The organism is Falsiroseomonas tokyonensis, from assembly GCF_019024325.1.
GTDB lineage: Bacteria > Pseudomonadota > Alphaproteobacteria > Acetobacterales > Acetobacteraceae > Falsiroseomonas > Falsiroseomonas tokyonensis.
This window is the reverse complement of record NZ_JAFNJS010000014.1, coordinates 26,291-39,638: the sequence shown is the minus strand read 5'-3', so window position 1 is coordinate 39,638 and position 13,348 is coordinate 26,291. Positions and strand designations below refer to the sequence as shown.

Annotated in this window: 13 protein-coding genes; 7 read left to right on the top strand and 6 right to left on the bottom strand. The window is 64.3% G+C overall.

Annotation, left to right across the window (positions count from 1 at the left end; translation table 11 throughout):
* Positions 1-1,271 precede the first annotated feature (1,271 nt).
* The 4 genes from J3S20_RS27790 to J3S20_RS27775 all read left to right on the top strand — a co-directional run bounded on the left by J3S20_RS27790 (position 1,272) and on the right by J3S20_RS27775 (position 3,778).
* Positions 1,272-1,457: a hypothetical protein gene (locus J3S20_RS27790; protein WP_216840192.1), complete on the top strand. Its 186-nt coding sequence runs from the start codon at positions 1,272-1,274 to the stop codon at positions 1,455-1,457.
* Positions 1,458-1,535: 78 nt separating this feature from the next.
* Positions 1,536-3,071 (top strand): TCP-1/cpn60 chaperonin family protein, encoded by a 1,536-nt coding sequence (locus J3S20_RS27785; RefSeq protein ID WP_216840191.1) that lies wholly within the window; start codon positions 1,536-1,538, stop codon positions 3,069-3,071.
* 48 nt (positions 3,072-3,119) lie between these two features.
* The gene (locus J3S20_RS27780) at positions 3,120-3,329 is read left to right on the top strand and encodes a hypothetical protein (protein WP_216840190.1); all 210 of its coding nucleotides are present in this window, start codon (positions 3,120-3,122) and stop codon (positions 3,327-3,329) included.
* A 50-nt stretch (positions 3,330-3,379) separates the two neighbouring features.
* A complete protein-coding gene (locus tag J3S20_RS27775; protein WP_216840189.1) occupies positions 3,380-3,778 on the top strand; it encodes a hypothetical protein in 399 nt (132 codons plus the stop codon).
* A gap of 200 nt (positions 3,779-3,978) precedes the next feature.
* On the opposite strand, the gene J3S20_RS27770 is transcribed toward J3S20_RS27775, so the two are convergent.
* From J3S20_RS27770 to J3S20_RS27745, 6 genes are all read right to left on the bottom strand, one after another.
* Positions 3,979-4,704, bottom strand: coding sequence for a polyamine aminopropyltransferase (locus J3S20_RS27770; RefSeq protein ID WP_216840188.1), 726 nt, complete (start codon positions 4,702-4,704; stop codon positions 3,979-3,981).
* A 75-nt stretch (positions 4,705-4,779) separates the two neighbouring features.
* The gene (locus J3S20_RS27765) at positions 4,780-5,538 is read right to left on the bottom strand and encodes an FkbM family methyltransferase (RefSeq protein ID WP_216840187.1); all 759 of its coding nucleotides are present in this window, start codon (positions 5,536-5,538) and stop codon (positions 4,780-4,782) included.
* The gene (locus tag J3S20_RS27760; protein ID WP_216840186.1) at positions 5,531-6,484 is read right to left on the bottom strand and encodes a glycosyltransferase family 9 protein; all 954 of its coding nucleotides are present in this window, start codon (positions 6,482-6,484) and stop codon (positions 5,531-5,533) included. The genes J3S20_RS27765 and J3S20_RS27760 overlap by 8 nt, the downstream gene beginning before the upstream one ends.
* Before the next feature lie 15 nt (positions 6,485-6,499).
* The gene (locus tag J3S20_RS27755) at positions 6,500-6,883 is read right to left on the bottom strand and encodes a DUF6165 family protein (protein WP_216840185.1); all 384 of its coding nucleotides are present in this window, start codon (positions 6,881-6,883) and stop codon (positions 6,500-6,502) included.
* 394 nt (positions 6,884-7,277) lie between these two features.
* Positions 7,278-7,640 (bottom strand): TraR/DksA family transcriptional regulator, encoded by a 363-nt coding sequence (locus tag J3S20_RS27750; protein WP_246603349.1) that lies wholly within the window; start codon positions 7,638-7,640, stop codon positions 7,278-7,280.
* Positions 7,637-9,268, bottom strand: coding sequence for a peptide chain release factor 3 (locus J3S20_RS27745; protein WP_216840184.1), 1,632 nt, complete (start codon positions 9,266-9,268; stop codon positions 7,637-7,639). The genes J3S20_RS27750 and J3S20_RS27745 overlap by 4 nt, the downstream gene beginning before the upstream one ends.
* A gap of 207 nt (positions 9,269-9,475) precedes the next feature.
* On the opposite strand from J3S20_RS27745, the gene J3S20_RS27740 reads away from it, so the two are divergent.
* The 3 genes from J3S20_RS27740 (at position 9,476) to J3S20_RS27730 (ending at position 13,252) form a co-directional block, all read left to right on the top strand.
* A complete protein-coding gene (locus J3S20_RS27740) occupies positions 9,476-10,678 on the top strand; it encodes an MFS transporter (RefSeq protein ID WP_216840183.1) in 1,203 nt (400 codons plus the stop codon).
* 223 nt (positions 10,679-10,901) lie between these two features.
* Positions 10,902-12,383 carry a SulP family inorganic anion transporter gene (locus J3S20_RS27735; protein WP_216840182.1) on the top strand — a complete coding sequence of 494 codons (1,482 nt, stop codon included), beginning with the start codon at positions 10,902-10,904 and terminating at the stop codon, positions 12,381-12,383.
* Positions 12,384-12,397: 14 nt separating this feature from the next.
* Positions 12,398-13,252 carry a universal stress protein gene (locus J3S20_RS27730; RefSeq protein ID WP_216840181.1) on the top strand — a complete coding sequence of 285 codons (855 nt, stop codon included), beginning with the start codon at positions 12,398-12,400 and terminating at the stop codon, positions 13,250-13,252.
* The last annotated feature ends 96 nt before the right edge of the window (positions 13,253-13,348 follow it).

Sequence of the window (13,348 nt, the reverse complement as noted above, 5' to 3'; positions counted from 1 at the left end):
GGGCGGGTTGGATAGCGAACAAAATCAACGTGTTGTCGGCTTGGGAAATAATCGCCCAAGTCCCGAGGTGCAGAGAGAATTGGTCGGTCGGAGAGAGAAAGTGCCAACCTCGGGGCAGTCGCTATCCCGAGCTTCGGGCGCAAAGCCCCGCCAAATCTGGCCGTGACCGCCGGCTACTGCTGAACAGAGAATGAGGTTGGGAAACCGGCTGGAGCAGCGGTAGCAACCGGAATCCAACCTTCGCTGGGCGCGGTGAGACATGTCTCAAATGGCGCGACCGGTTCCGCCGCGGGCAAGGGCGCTGGCTCGACCAGGTCGTGCGCGGCTATCTCGCGCATTACGCTGTGTCCGCCAACTCGTTGGCCATCACGTTCTTCGCGCACTAAGCCATCTGGCACTGGAAGCTGGCGCTCGGACGCCGCAGCAATATGGGCCTATTGACCTGGACACGGATGACGACCATCGCCGCACGGTGGCTGGCGCCAGCCAGGGTCCAGCACGCGTATTCGCAACAACGCTTCATCATCAAACACCCGAAGCGGGAGCCGGATTATCAGCGCACGCTCGGATCTGTCCGGGGGGCGCGGGGTAACCCGCGTCTCTACCGGAATGGGCGCCGGAAGACAGGACGACGCGCCACGAGGTGCTGTAACTGCGCAAGGTAGACTGCCCATCTGAGACCACACCCACAATTTTGTGAGTTTTCCGGCCTACAACACCTGGCGGAACGAGACTAAATAGATCGAGCGTAGCGTCGCGATCCTAATGATCGCCGCTTTCGTATTTCCCCTGGTCACCGCCCTTGGTGCCCCGGGAGGCTTCGAGTGGATGGAACTTTCGTTCCAGCGGCAGGGCCAAGCGCTCACGTCGCCCGTACAGCGGTCCACTTGATGCCTGCAGTAAGGATAGCGCATGGCGCAGTTCCTTGGTGCGGGCAGGACCTCCTGGCGGTCGCGCGAGGCCCTTAGCCCGCCTCCCCAGTGAGAGGCGGCGCCGGAACCTATGCGCCTTTCCCCTCACGCCTAGGCAAGAGAGGAGACGAGATTGTATGATTTTTTTCCCACTGTGTTCCGCCAGGGCGCTCGTGGCTGTGCGTTGTCGCCTTACCGGCAGTCCGCCTCTGGAAATTCAACCGCGCTGAATTTGTTCTTGCTGCTGCCTGCTCGGCGACACGTCCAACATTTCGGCTTGCCGACAGGCCTTGAAGGCCGCCGCCCTGGGACCTCCCCTCTATCGCTGCATCGCGTTCGTTTAGCACGCGGACGCGTGACGTGACCGAGCGCGCAGATGCCGTCTGGCCGGAATTCCTCGAGCGCGTGCTGGGCGATGAGCCGAAGCCCGAACTGCAACGGCAGAAACTGAACAACGCCTCGCCGGCGTCCACCGACGTGTCGGAGCGCCCCAAAACGGCGCCCGCCGAAACTAGATCGCCCTTGGTGCAGTCCGATCCGCCGTGAATGCGCCTGTGGAGGGACACACCGTCCGGCACCACTCGGCAAACATCACAGGCAAACAGATTTCATCAAGGACTCCCAATGCTCGACATTCTCAGATCGGATACAATGCGCCGCAGTTTCCAGCGCGGCATGCAGGTGACCGCAAACGCGGTCGCCGTGACACTAGGCCCATGCGCGCGCCCCGTCTTTGTCGGTGATCTCCACGCCCCGTTGCGTGTCGCGCAAACCGGGCTCGCTGTCGCCACATCAGTTTTTTTTGAGGATCCTGCAGAAACTGCTGGGGCTGCGCTTCTGCGGCAGGCTGCGGAATGGGCACGCCAGGCGTCCGGCGACGGTACAGCCAGCGCTGTCGCGGTGGCTCATCACCTGGTGCACGAAGGCATCAACCTCGTAGGTGTCGGCTTCGACCCGACCGAATTGCGTCGCGGGATCGAACTGGCGTTGGGGGAGGCTGACAACCACCTCAGCCTGATCAGCACGCCTGGGAAGGATGCGGAATCTTTGAGGCATGTCGCTAGAACGGCATCGGCCGACTCAAGGCTGGCTGATCTCATCGTAGACATCGCCAGGGAGAGTGGATCGGGAAGCCTCGTCATCGTCGATGGAGGATACGGCTCAACGCCGCGGATCGAGAGCGTTGGTGGGCTCCAGATTGAGGCCGGCTACGTGTTCCCACGGGTGATGACGGGCGGTGCTCGCGGTGGCGACAGAAAGCGCTTGCACCGCCCTCTGGTCCTGCTGCTCACCACATCAAGCCCGGATGGCACAGCACTGGATCGGGTGCTCGATCATGCCGGACGCGCCCGCAGACCGCTGCTCGTTGTTACCGAACGGGCCAGGGCGGATCTCGCCGCGCAGGTCTGGCGATGGTCGGTCGATTCTGACCTGAAGGCCCTGGTGGTCGAACTGCCATCGATCAGGCCAGGCGACACGAATGGCGGCGCGACGATGTCAGAACTCGCAGTTCTGACGGGCGCAAGACTGATCTGCGGCGATACGGGCGACGCGCCGATGGTGCACCATCTTGGTGAAGCTGGTGTCGTCCTGGCCGACGCGACCCGGACACTGGTCGTTGCGCCCAATGGCAATCACTCGGGCGCTCCAAGCCGTCTGCTTGTCCTGCAGACGCCTGGCCGTGGCGCCCATGACGGTGGCGATACCCGCGTGCGGGCCGAACGCGCAGCACGGGCAGTTCATGCGGCCACGTTACATGGCGTTGTTCCGGGAGGCGGCGTGGCGCTGTTGTCCGCTGCCTCGGCACTGGCTGCCCTGGGGCGCCTGTCACAGGACCGCGTGACGCGCATCGCCTTCTCATTGGTCCAGCGGGCATTGGAGGAACCGTTTCGGCAACTCGTCCACAATGCCGGCATCTCGCCGACTACCGCCTTGCGGCGCGTGCACCGGCGCGACGATTTCGAATGGGGCGGTCTGGTCTTGCCCTCGGGTGAGGTCGTGGATGTCCTCAGGGCTGGAATCATCGACCCATTGCCGGTCCTCCAAGGCGTTCTGCAGGCGGCGTCCTGCGCGGCGAGATTGATGCTGACCACCGAGGCGGTTGTGGCTCGTGGCCGCGATGCCGAGGCACGAGATGCGGCTTTGCGACTTGCCTCCTGACGCTGTGCGGCTGGCGACCTGGCATCAAGACCGAGCAAGGAGAACGACATGCTCGCGAACCAACGACATCGGACGATCGGAACACGCGGCTCTGCCGAAATCGGCGAGGAGAAGTTGCTCCTGCGGATCCTTCAGGCGCGACCCTGGGCCATAGCACTGGACGTCGTGCGCATCGCACCAATCCTCGCCCAACATGATCAGAAGCAATTGGAGGCGCGCATGACCCGCCTGCGTCAGCGGACGGTTCGAGGGCGGTAGACGAGGCGCCAGGCCATCCGCCGCCACCACACGTCACATCGGAGAGAACAATGAACGACGAGGAACTGATTGCCAGGATCGCCTTTCACGTGGACCCCCTGGTCTTCGAACACCAGGGCTCGCAGCCGCCAAATGGCTTCATGGGCTCCGCCGAATGGTGGGCAACCGCCAAACACAGTCGCCGGCAACGCGCCACCGAAGCGGCGACCGCGGCGGTGGTAGCGATGCGCGCGCTAGGCCTGGCATGCGTCCCGCATGAGGCAACGCCGGCAATGCTGCAGGCCGGCGTTGCCTGCCTCCCCCAGGGCAGGACAGCCGTCGAGAAGGATCAATGCGCGCGCGGTATCTGGGCTGCGATGCTGACCGCGGCTGAACGGGCGGAGCCCCCGGCACAGCCGGCACATGACATGAACCGCGCCTTCCCCTCCGTGATCCGGCGGCGAGCATGACGAATGACGACATGGCTCTGGGTGAAGTAACGCTCGCATTCTTCCATGTCCGGCGCGCGTGCGGGTGACGCGCATGCGAAATGCTCTTTCGGCAGCTGGGAGGCTCAGCCATCGGGATCTCTTCCACAGAATGATGTCCCGACGATCGAGACCATGCGAGCCATCGAACGATGGGGCGGTGCGGTGCCGGGATCGCCTGGTCAGGTAAGTTCGCTACTGCGGCGAGCCACATAGATCGTGTTGGACACCTCATGATCACCATGCAGGCTGTCAAAGCGCACAACATGCGTTTCGACATCCGCGAAAATCATTGTCAGCGTCGCCACGAATCCCGGATCTGGTGGGTCGTCCGACCAAAGGGCGAAGATGCCTCCAGGATACAGATGGCCAAGCACACCACGAAGGCCGTCGGGCTCATAGAACGGCGCATGGCTCGGATGCAGCAGTCGGCTCGGCGAGTGGTCAATGTCCACAAGGATGGCATGAGCTTTCTCGGACTGCATGCCAGAAGCGAAGCGTTGATCAGGCGCCGCGCAGAAGGCGAAGAAGTCACCGTGGACCAGCTCGCATCGTGGATCGGCGATAAGTCCCGCGCCCAGTGGCAGCAGTCCGGCCTTGTGCCATCCTATGACGTCCGGCAGCGCCTCTACCACGCGGAGTGAGCGGACGCGCAAATCCTCAAGCACTGCGGCAGCGGTATGTCCCAGTCCAAGACCGCCAACCACGACATCCAGCCCGGCCCCGTACAGCGCCGCGAGGCCCAGACGGGCGAGGGCGATTTCCGCATAGGTGAACTGGCTCGACATCAGAAAATCGTCGTTGAGCTTGATCTCATATATATCCTGATGTTGGTCCGGAGGCCTGCGGCACCGCAGACTCAATATGCCCAGGGGAGTCGGCCGGAAATCCAGTTCTTTGAAGCGCATGCTGGTCCACGTCCTTCTCGCAAATTGGCCAAGGAAGGCAAACCGGCGGGGGCGACATACCCTTGGTGAGGCCGGTCAACGCGGCAGAAAGATCCAATTCAGGATGTAATCCTGCAGATTGGCACTCTGTGCGTGCCGCTGCGCCAGATCGATCTGTTGCACACGCCGCAATACGCCCTGGTCAAGCGCGAAGGCATCATAACCATGGGCACATATCTCGCCGAGGAGTTCGACGAGCGGCCTGCGCGTATGCCGCTCCTCAATCTCTACCACCAAGTTCGGCCGCCAGAGGGCCAATGTGCGAGCCGCCCCGGCGATCACCGCCATCTCATGCCCTTCGACGTCGATCTTGATGAAGCCGATGGGTCCGAGATCGAGGTCATCCAACCGCTTTGTCTCCACTTCAACGCTGCGGTGTTCCGCCGCACCGATCTTCTTCGGGTTGAGCGACGCGCCCTGGTTGGAGTAGCCGCGAGAGCCTCGCGGAACCATCAGCGCCGAGGTGCCGCTACGGTCAGACAGCGCGATGGGATACGTCGTCACGCCGATGCCCGCACTTCTGCGCAACAGGCGATAGATCTTGGGGTTCGGCTCGAAGGCATGGACGCAACGCGAGTGGCACCGAAGCACCTCGGACCAGACGCCGCGGTTCGCGCCAACATCCACCGAAGCCCTACTCTGGTCGGCGAGGAACGGCACCATGCGAATTTCTGCCTCTCCACATGCCTTCTCTCGCGCCACCTGGTAGCGCAATTGCAGCCGCGCCGGCAGCAGGAGGGCCTTGAGGCGCTCCTCCACATTCATTGGCGGCTCCCATGCTGTCATGTCAGCCATGGGCAAGCTCCGGCCATCGGCGCAGCATCGCGTCCGCTACCGACCAAGCCTCCAGGTTCGTCATCTGGCTCGCCGACGCGCGCGCGCCATCTGCGTCGCGCAGCGCCTGAAGTTGGGCGATGCTTTCCGGCGTCCTGACGACTAGCGCATTCCTGCCCCAGGGGGCGTACTGCGCATCCTGCGTCGGGCCAAACAAGCCGATGGTGCGCGTCCCCGTCGCGGCCGCGAGATGCATCATCGCGGAGTCATTGCCAACGAAGACATCGGCGCGCTCCAGCAGCGCCGCCGTGGTCGGCAGGTCGTAGCCGAAGGCATCGACGAAGCCGTTCTGAGAGATACCGTCGATGACCGTCGCGGCTGACTTGCGTTCATCCGCTCCGCCGACAAGCAGAACCGTGCTACCGCCCAGCACTCCACCCGGTCCGGTGAGGCGGTCGATGAGCTCTGCGAAGCGGGTTGCTGGCCAGGTCTTGCAGATCCAATTGGCGCCTGTGCCGAGCGCAAGCACGGGGCGCCCTTCTGGCAGCAGTCGCGCTGCGGCCAATCGGTGGCTTTCGTCCAGCCATAGCCGCGGCGCCTGCGGCGGCAGGTCGAGCGTGCGGGCCGCCTGGGCGACACGATGCTCACCCGGCGCGCCCTTTGGCACGCTGTGCCGCGCATCCGCACGAAGTAGCCAGGGTAGCGCCGAGCGCCGCAAGTCAACGATGCGGCGCCATCGCCGTCCATACGTGGCGCGCCAAAGGTCAAGCCAGTGACCGCCGCGCGGACGCTTCTGCATGATATGCAGCGACGCCACACCCGACGCGTGGCGTAATGCGAGCGCTGCCGGCGCGCCGCAGGCGAGGGTGATCTCTTCCTGCGGATGCTGACCATGCAGCCAGTGGAGAAGCCCGCTGACGAGAATACCGTCGCCCAATCGAGTCGGCCCAATGAACAGGATCGCCATGCTGATATCCGGCGTCTAAGAGGCATAGGATTTCTGCTCGGCGATATCGGAGCCGAGCAGCGCATTGATCTCGGCCTTCAACGCGGCCCGCTTGTCGTTCGTCATGTAGACGTCACGTGCCAGACGAACGAAGTCGGCGCCAAACTCGCCACGCGCCTCAAGGTCCCGCAGCCTGTCCTCAATGGTCCAGAGAGCCTCGTTCACGGCCTGCAGCGATGTCTGGAGATGACGCAGCGTGGGCTTGGAGTGAAGCAGTGGCTCGACGACTTCGCGCAGCGTTTCCGCTTCGCGTCTGACGTGTTCGAGCTTGTTCCTATCCGCAATTCGGGACCGCTTGATCTCTAGTATGGTGATTTTGTCAATCGCCTCGCCTGGCGAAATTTCGACCCGCAGGCGCATTCATCTTCTCCCGGTTTCGCATGGCTCCTGTCGTTCATCGCCACGTAGGTGGCGGAACAACCGGACGCGTCAGGGGGGAGTGAAGCCTTTGCTCGACATGGAGAGTTTTTAATCAATAATGCAGGCTTTAGCAACCTATTGCAGCGCCGCAGATGTGCTGCTCCGATGCGTTCGATCGGGGCCGCCGGTTTGTCTCGAGTGACGGGACGGCCAGACCAGGTCGCCGAGTGCTTGCGCTGCAGTCGTTCCAGCCGTGACCACTTGACCGCGCTCCCTCCTCCCGCTTGGGAAGGTGGGCGATACAATCGCTCGGCTCGGCATACCGAATAGGACTCGTTGGACCTGCAGTTCTGATTCGCGGCCAATCACAGCCGTGGTCTGAGACAATCAACGCTCAGCGTGAAGCACATGTCACGCAATGCGCGATCGCCGGGTCGAGCGCCAGGCGCCCCGGCGCGATCGGCTCGCCACAATGGACGCACCAGCCGAATTCGCCCGCCTCTATTCTCACCAACGCGGCTTCAATGCGGGCCAGGGTCCCGGCGCGACGCCGTTCAGTGGCGAGCGCCATAGCCTGCTGCTGCATCGCATCCATCCGCGACAACCGCCCGACACTGGTCTGGTCCAAGGTCACCGCCTCGCGGCTTTGCGCCGAAGCGGCGCTGATGCCTCCCAACGCGGCGCGTTCCGCCAGAAGGCGCTGCTTCATCGCCATGACGTCAACGCCCGGAGGTGCGTCGGCCGGATTGCCGTTCATTGTACGACACCCGAGAGCCCGTGCTGCTCGCGCACGGTATGGAATCGGATGGCCTTCCACTCCTCCTCCATGCGCTGCCGGCGCCAGTTGGAGGCGAACAGGGCTACGATCTCGCCATCATGGTCCTCCGCGAGATCATTGATATGCGCTCGCGTGAAGCGGGCCATGGCGTCCCGATCATCGGACGCGATCCAACGAAGCTGATCCCACTGCGTCACCTCGAAACCGAGCGGAATGCCGTATTCCACCTTCAGCCGGCTGGTCAGCACATCCAGCTGCAGCAGCCCAAAGACGCCGACGACCGGCGCTGAGCCGTCAAGTGGCTTGAACAACTGCACCACGCCCTCATCGGCCAGTTGCTCCAGCGCCTTTTTCAGCTTCTTGGCGAGCATGGGGTCATCGAGGCGCGCGCGTCGCAAATGCTCCGGCGCGAAGGAGGGCACACCCCGGAAGTTCAACGCCTCTCCCTCGGTCAGCGTGTCGCCGATGCGCAGCGTGCCGTGATTGGCGATGCCAACGACGTCACCGGGCCAGGCCTCCTCAGCCACCTGGCGCTCCTTGGCGAAAAAGAACAGCGGCGCGTTGACAGGCACGTGCTTGCCGGTCCGCACCTGGGTCAGCCGCATGCCCTTCTCCAGGCGCCCCGAACAGATGCGAAGGAAGGCAACACGGTCGCGGTGGTTCGGGTCCATGTTCGCCTGCACCTTGAACACGAAGCCGGTGAGGTTCGCCTCTCCCGGAACCACCATGCGCGTGTCGGCGGGCCGCGGTCGCGGCGGCGGCGCCAGCCGCGCAAGCCCGTCGAGCAGATGCCCCACGCCGAAGTCCCGCAAGGCACTGCCGAAGAACACGGGGGTCATCGTGCCTTGCAGGAACTGATCGCTGTCGAAGGCCGGGCATCCCGCCTCCACGAGACCTGCCTGCTCACGCAAGGTCGCAACGCCCCCCGGGGATAGCAGCCCATCGAGTGCGGGATCATCCAGGCCACTCAGGCGAATGTGATTGTCACCGCCATCCACCAACATGCGCAGAGCCGGATCGAGAAGATCGTAGACGCCGAGAAAATCGCGCCCTTCCCCGATCGGCCAGGCCGCGGGCGTCACGTCGAGGGCGAGCGTCTTCTCGATCTCATCGATCAGGTCGAGCGGCTCGCGCCCGTCACGATCCATCTTATTGATGAAGGTGATGATCGGGATGTCGCGGAGCCGGCAGACCTCAAACAGTTTGCGCGTCTGGCTCTCGATGCCCTTCGCCGCATCCAGCACCATCACGGCGGCATCCACCGCCGACAGGGTGCGATAGGTATCCTCGGAAAAATCCTCGTGGCCCGGGGTATCGAGCAGGTTGAACACCAGGCCGTCACGCTCGAAGGTCATCACGCTGGTGGCGACGCTGATGCCCCGGTCCTGCTCGATCTTCATCCAGTCCGAGCGGGTTCGGCGACGGTTGCCCTTGGCTCGGACCTGACCGGCAAGCTGGATGGCGCCGCCCTTGAGCAGCAGCTTTTCGGTGAGGGTTGTCTTGCCGGCATCAGGATGGGCGATGATGGCAAAGCTGCGCCGTCGCGCCGCTTCGGTCGCAACGTCATGATTGTCCCATTGGACGGCGTCGGTAGGTAGGTGATCCATGCTGGCGGTCTCCTTGGTGCGAATGGGGCACTGGGGGAGGCGACCAGAATCAGGGCGGCGTTGTGCTGCCCCTGCGTTGATGTAGCGAAGCGACTTGCGCGAGAGGGACGGTTTCTTGCATGGATGGTTAAGCCTAGTGCCATCCATCCCGCAGCGCCAGTTGGTTATGCGGTTCCGCATTGGCAGCGATGCCGGTAGTCACTGAACATGCTTGCCGAATACCTGTCCTTTGCCCGCTCCCATCCACGCCCATTGGCCTTCGGCTTGCTGCTGGCGAGCCTGTCCAGCTTTGGGCAGACCTTCTTCATTGCACTGTCCGGAGCGGGAATCCGCGCCGACTTCGGCATCTCGGATGGGCAGCTCGGCCTCAGCTACGCCGCGGCGACACTGGCCTCCGGCTTCGCCCTCGGCTGGGCCGGGCGCTGGATCGACCGGGTTACGCTGCGCCACTACACGCTCGGCGCGACGCTTCTGCTGGCGCTGGGCTGTGTGGCCATGGCGCTGGTTCCGGGCGTCTGGGCGCTGCCTGCGGCATTTTTCCTCCTGCGCATCGCGGGCCAGGGGCTGCTGACCCATACCGCGATGACGGCGACGGCCCGGCGCTTCGGGCCGGATCGGGGCAAGGCCCTGGCATTGGTGGCGCTTGGCTTCGCGCTGGGCGAGGCCGCATTGCCGCCCATGGCAGTCGGCCTGCTGCCCTGGATCGGTTGGCGCGGACTGTGGTGGTGTGCGACGGGCGCGCTGCTGATCGGCGCCTGGCTGGCGCTGCGCTTGCTGCCGAGGTCCGAGGCCGCGCCGCCGTCGCGGCTTGGCAGCACGGCGGCGCCTCGGCCGCCCTCACTATGGCGCGATCATCGACTTTGGCTGGTAATGCCCGCGATCCTGGCGCCATCCTTCGTCGTGACAGGCTTCTTCTTCCACCAGCTACGGCTGGCCATGGAACTGAACTGGGACCTTGGCGTGGTGGCGGGGGCCTTTGCCGGCTATGCCTTGGCCCGCGCCGGCGCCATGCTGCGCGCGGGACCGGTGATCGATCGGATCGGCGCGACACCATTGCTGCCGGTCTTCCTGCTGCCTCTGACCCTGGCGATGGTGGCCATCGTGATGGGCTCAGGGAGCCAGATTGCCGCAGTCTCCTATCTCGTTCTCGCAGGCCTGACCTCCGGCGTATCCACGACGATGACCACGGCGATGTGGACGGAGTTCTATGGCCTCGAGAGGCTGGGCGCGGTCCGCGCGGCGGTGGCGGGGGCGGGCGTGATCGCCTCCGCATTGGCGCCGGCTGCCTTTGGATGGCTGCTCGACCTCGGCATAACGCTACATAGGCAGGCTCTATGGAGCCTGTTCGGAATGGTCCTGGCTGCGCTTCTCACGCTGCCAGTGTCACGCCCCTGGCGCCGGGGGCGGTGATCGCGGCGCTGCAACAAGCATTGTGCAATGCAGCGAAAGTCTGTTAGAGCCTTTCTATGACGTCTTTTGCGCCGCCCTAACCCCTGAGCCGTCGCGCCTCCAATGGCGCGCACCCTCAGGCGTCCGGTCATTGCCGCGGCCGCGCCCTCGTCGCCTTCCTGTTCGAATTGTCGCAGGCCCGGCTGACCATGCCGGCGCTTCTACTTGTCCCCGGAGTCCTCCCATGTCCCTTGCCCGGCTCCGAGCCGAATGGTTCCCCAATGTGCGCGCCGATATCCTGGCCGGCACTGTCGTCGCGCTCGCCCTCATCCCGGAGGCGATCGCCTTCTCGATCATTGCTGGCGTCGATCCGAAGGTGGGCCTCTATGCTTCCTTCTGCATCGCGGTGGTCATCGCCTTCACCGGCGGTCGGCCCGGCATGATCTCGGCGGCGACCGGCGCCATGGCGCTGCTGATGGTAACGCTGGTGCGCGACCATGGGCTGCAATACCTGCTGGCGGCGACGATCCTGTGCGGTGTCCTGCAGATGATCGCGGGCGCGCTGAAACTCGGCGTGCTGATGCGCTACGTATCACGCTCGGTGATGACCGGCTTCGTCAATGCGCTGGCCATTCTGATCTTCCTGGCGCAGTTGCCGGAACTGACCGGAGTCACCTGGATCACTTACGTCGTCGTCGCTGTCGGACTGGCCATTATTTACCTGTTGCCGCTGCTGACCAAGGCGGTGCCCTCTCCCCTCGTGGCCATCGTTGTGCTGACGGCGGCCACGATCTGGCTCGGTCTGGACGTGAGGACGGTGGGCGATATGGGCCAGTTGCCCTCCGATCTGCCCATCTTCCTGCTGCCGGACATCCCCCTGACCTTGGAGACGTTGTGGATCATCCTGCCGACATCCGCCACGCTCGCCGTGGTCGGCCTGCTCGAATCGCTGATGACGGCGCAGATCGTCGATGACCTGACCGACACCGGCTCCAACAAGATCCGCGAAAGCTACGGCCAGGGCGTTGCCAACATCGTCTCCGGCCTCTTCGGGGGCATGGCGGGCTGCGCGATGATCGGGCAGTCGGTCATCAACGTGCAATCCGGCGGGCGAGGCCGGCTCTCGACGCTATGGGCCGGGTTGTTCCTGCTCTTCCTCATTGTGGTCCTGGCCGATCTTGTGCGGCAGATCCCGATGGGTGCGCTGGTCGCAGTGATGATCATGGTCTCGATCGGCACCTTCTCCTGGAAGTCGCTGAAGGATCTGCGCGTTCATCCCAGGGAGTCGAGCATCGTGATGCTGGCCACCGTCGCCGTGACCGTGGTGACCCACGACCTGGCGCAGGGCGTGCTGGTCGGCGTGTTGCTGTCCGGCATCTTCTTCGCCCGCAAGGTGACGAAGATCTTTGAGATTTCTTCCGCCCTTTCCGCGGACGGCACGCAAAGGACCTATACCGTCTCGGGGCAGATCTTCTTCGCCTCCGCAGAAGCCTTTGGTGACGCCTTCGACCTGAAGGAAGCGATCGAACGCGTCGTCATCGATGTGTCGGACGCCCATATCTGGGATCTGACGGCCGTTGCCGCCCTCGACCGTGTGGTGTTGAAGTTCCGCCGCGAGGGGACCGAGGTCGAGATTCTCGGCATGAACAAGGCGAGCGCCACGCTGGTGGACAAGCTCGCCATCCACGACAAGCCGGGCGCCTCCGACGCACCGGCATTGCACTGAGGGGGGACAGAGTTATGGCCAAGATTCTCGCCTGCACGGATGGCTCGGTCTACGCCGAGAGCATCCTCGATCACGCCGCCTGGGCAGCTGCCCGGATGGGTGGCGCCTCAGTGCGTGTGCTGCATGTGCTGGACCGCGCCACGGCGGAACTTCCGGTGGATCGCAGTGGCGCGCTCGGCGTCGATGCGTCGGAGGAACTCCTGCGTGAACTGGCCGCGGTGGACGAAGCGCGCGGGAAGGTCTCGCTTCGCCGGGCACGCGCCCTGCTGAGCGCCGCAGAGGCCCGACTGAAAGCGGCGGGCGTCGTCGAAGTGACGCTGACGCAGCGGCATGGTGCGCTCGTCGATACGGTTGTGGAGTTCGAGGCGGAGGCGGATCTGCTGGTGGTCGGCAAGCGCGGCGAGGCGGCGAATTTTGCCGTGGGCCATCTTGGCGCCAATCTGGAACGCGTGCTGCGCGCCAGCATTCTGCCCGTGCTTGTCGCCTCCCGCGCGTTCAAGCCGATCCGCCGCTTCGCCATTGCTTATGATGGCGGTCCCGCCGCGATGAAGGTGGTGGACTACGCGGCGCGAACTGCCTCCCTCGATGGGCTGGAATGCGAACTGCTGACGGTGACGGCGGATGCGGCCGCGGGCCGGGCCATGTTGGAGAAGCCCGCGAAGCTGCTCGCCGACGCTGGCAAGACAGCGACCGTCAAAGTGCTCCATGGCGAGCCCGAGACAGCCATTGCAGCGCATGTTGTGGACGCCGGGATCGACCTGCTCGTCATGGGTGCCTATGGCCATGGGCGGCTTCGCAACATGATCGTGGGCAGCACGACCACGGCCCTTCTGCGAAGCTGCCGTATCCCGGTGCTGGTGTTCCGTTGATGCCGTAACGCTACTCATGGCCACATCACTGCGGAACGCGGCTGTTGTCCTGTTGAGTGTCGCCGGATAGATTTCCGTGGAGAAGATTGCGTGGTC

Coding starts and splice junctions, on each gene's coding strand:
- J3S20_RS27785 (WP_216840191.1), top strand. CDS start 1,536: ATGCTCGACATTCTCAGATCGGATACAATGCGCCGCAGTTTCCAGCGC.
- J3S20_RS27780 (WP_216840190.1), top strand. CDS start 3,120: ATGCTCGCGAACCAACGACATCGGACGATCGGAACACGCGGCTCTGCC.
- J3S20_RS27775 (WP_216840189.1), top strand. CDS start 3,380: ATGAACGACGAGGAACTGATTGCCAGGATCGCCTTTCACGTGGACCCC.
- J3S20_RS27770 (WP_216840188.1), bottom strand. CDS start 4,704: ATGCGCTTCAAAGAACTGGATTTCCGGCCGACTCCCCTGGGCATATTG.
- J3S20_RS27765 (WP_216840187.1), bottom strand. CDS start 5,538: ATGGCTGACATGACAGCATGGGAGCCGCCAATGAATGTGGAGGAGCGC.
- J3S20_RS27760 (WP_216840186.1), bottom strand. CDS start 6,484: ATGGCGATCCTGTTCATTGGGCCGACTCGATTGGGCGACGGTATTCTC.
- J3S20_RS27755 (WP_216840185.1), bottom strand. CDS start 6,883: ATGCGCCTGCGGGTCGAAATTTCGCCAGGCGAGGCGATTGACAAAATC.
- J3S20_RS27750 (WP_246603349.1), bottom strand. CDS start 7,640: ATGAACGGCAATCCGGCCGACGCACCTCCGGGCGTTGACGTCATGGCG.
- J3S20_RS27745 (WP_216840184.1), bottom strand. CDS start 9,268: ATGGATCACCTACCTACCGACGCCGTCCAATGGGACAATCATGACGTT.
- J3S20_RS27740 (WP_216840183.1), top strand. CDS start 9,476: ATGCTTGCCGAATACCTGTCCTTTGCCCGCTCCCATCCACGCCCATTG.
- J3S20_RS27735 (WP_216840182.1), top strand. CDS start 10,902: ATGTCCCTTGCCCGGCTCCGAGCCGAATGGTTCCCCAATGTGCGCGCC.
- J3S20_RS27730 (WP_216840181.1), top strand. CDS start 12,398: ATGGCCAAGATTCTCGCCTGCACGGATGGCTCGGTCTACGCCGAGAGC.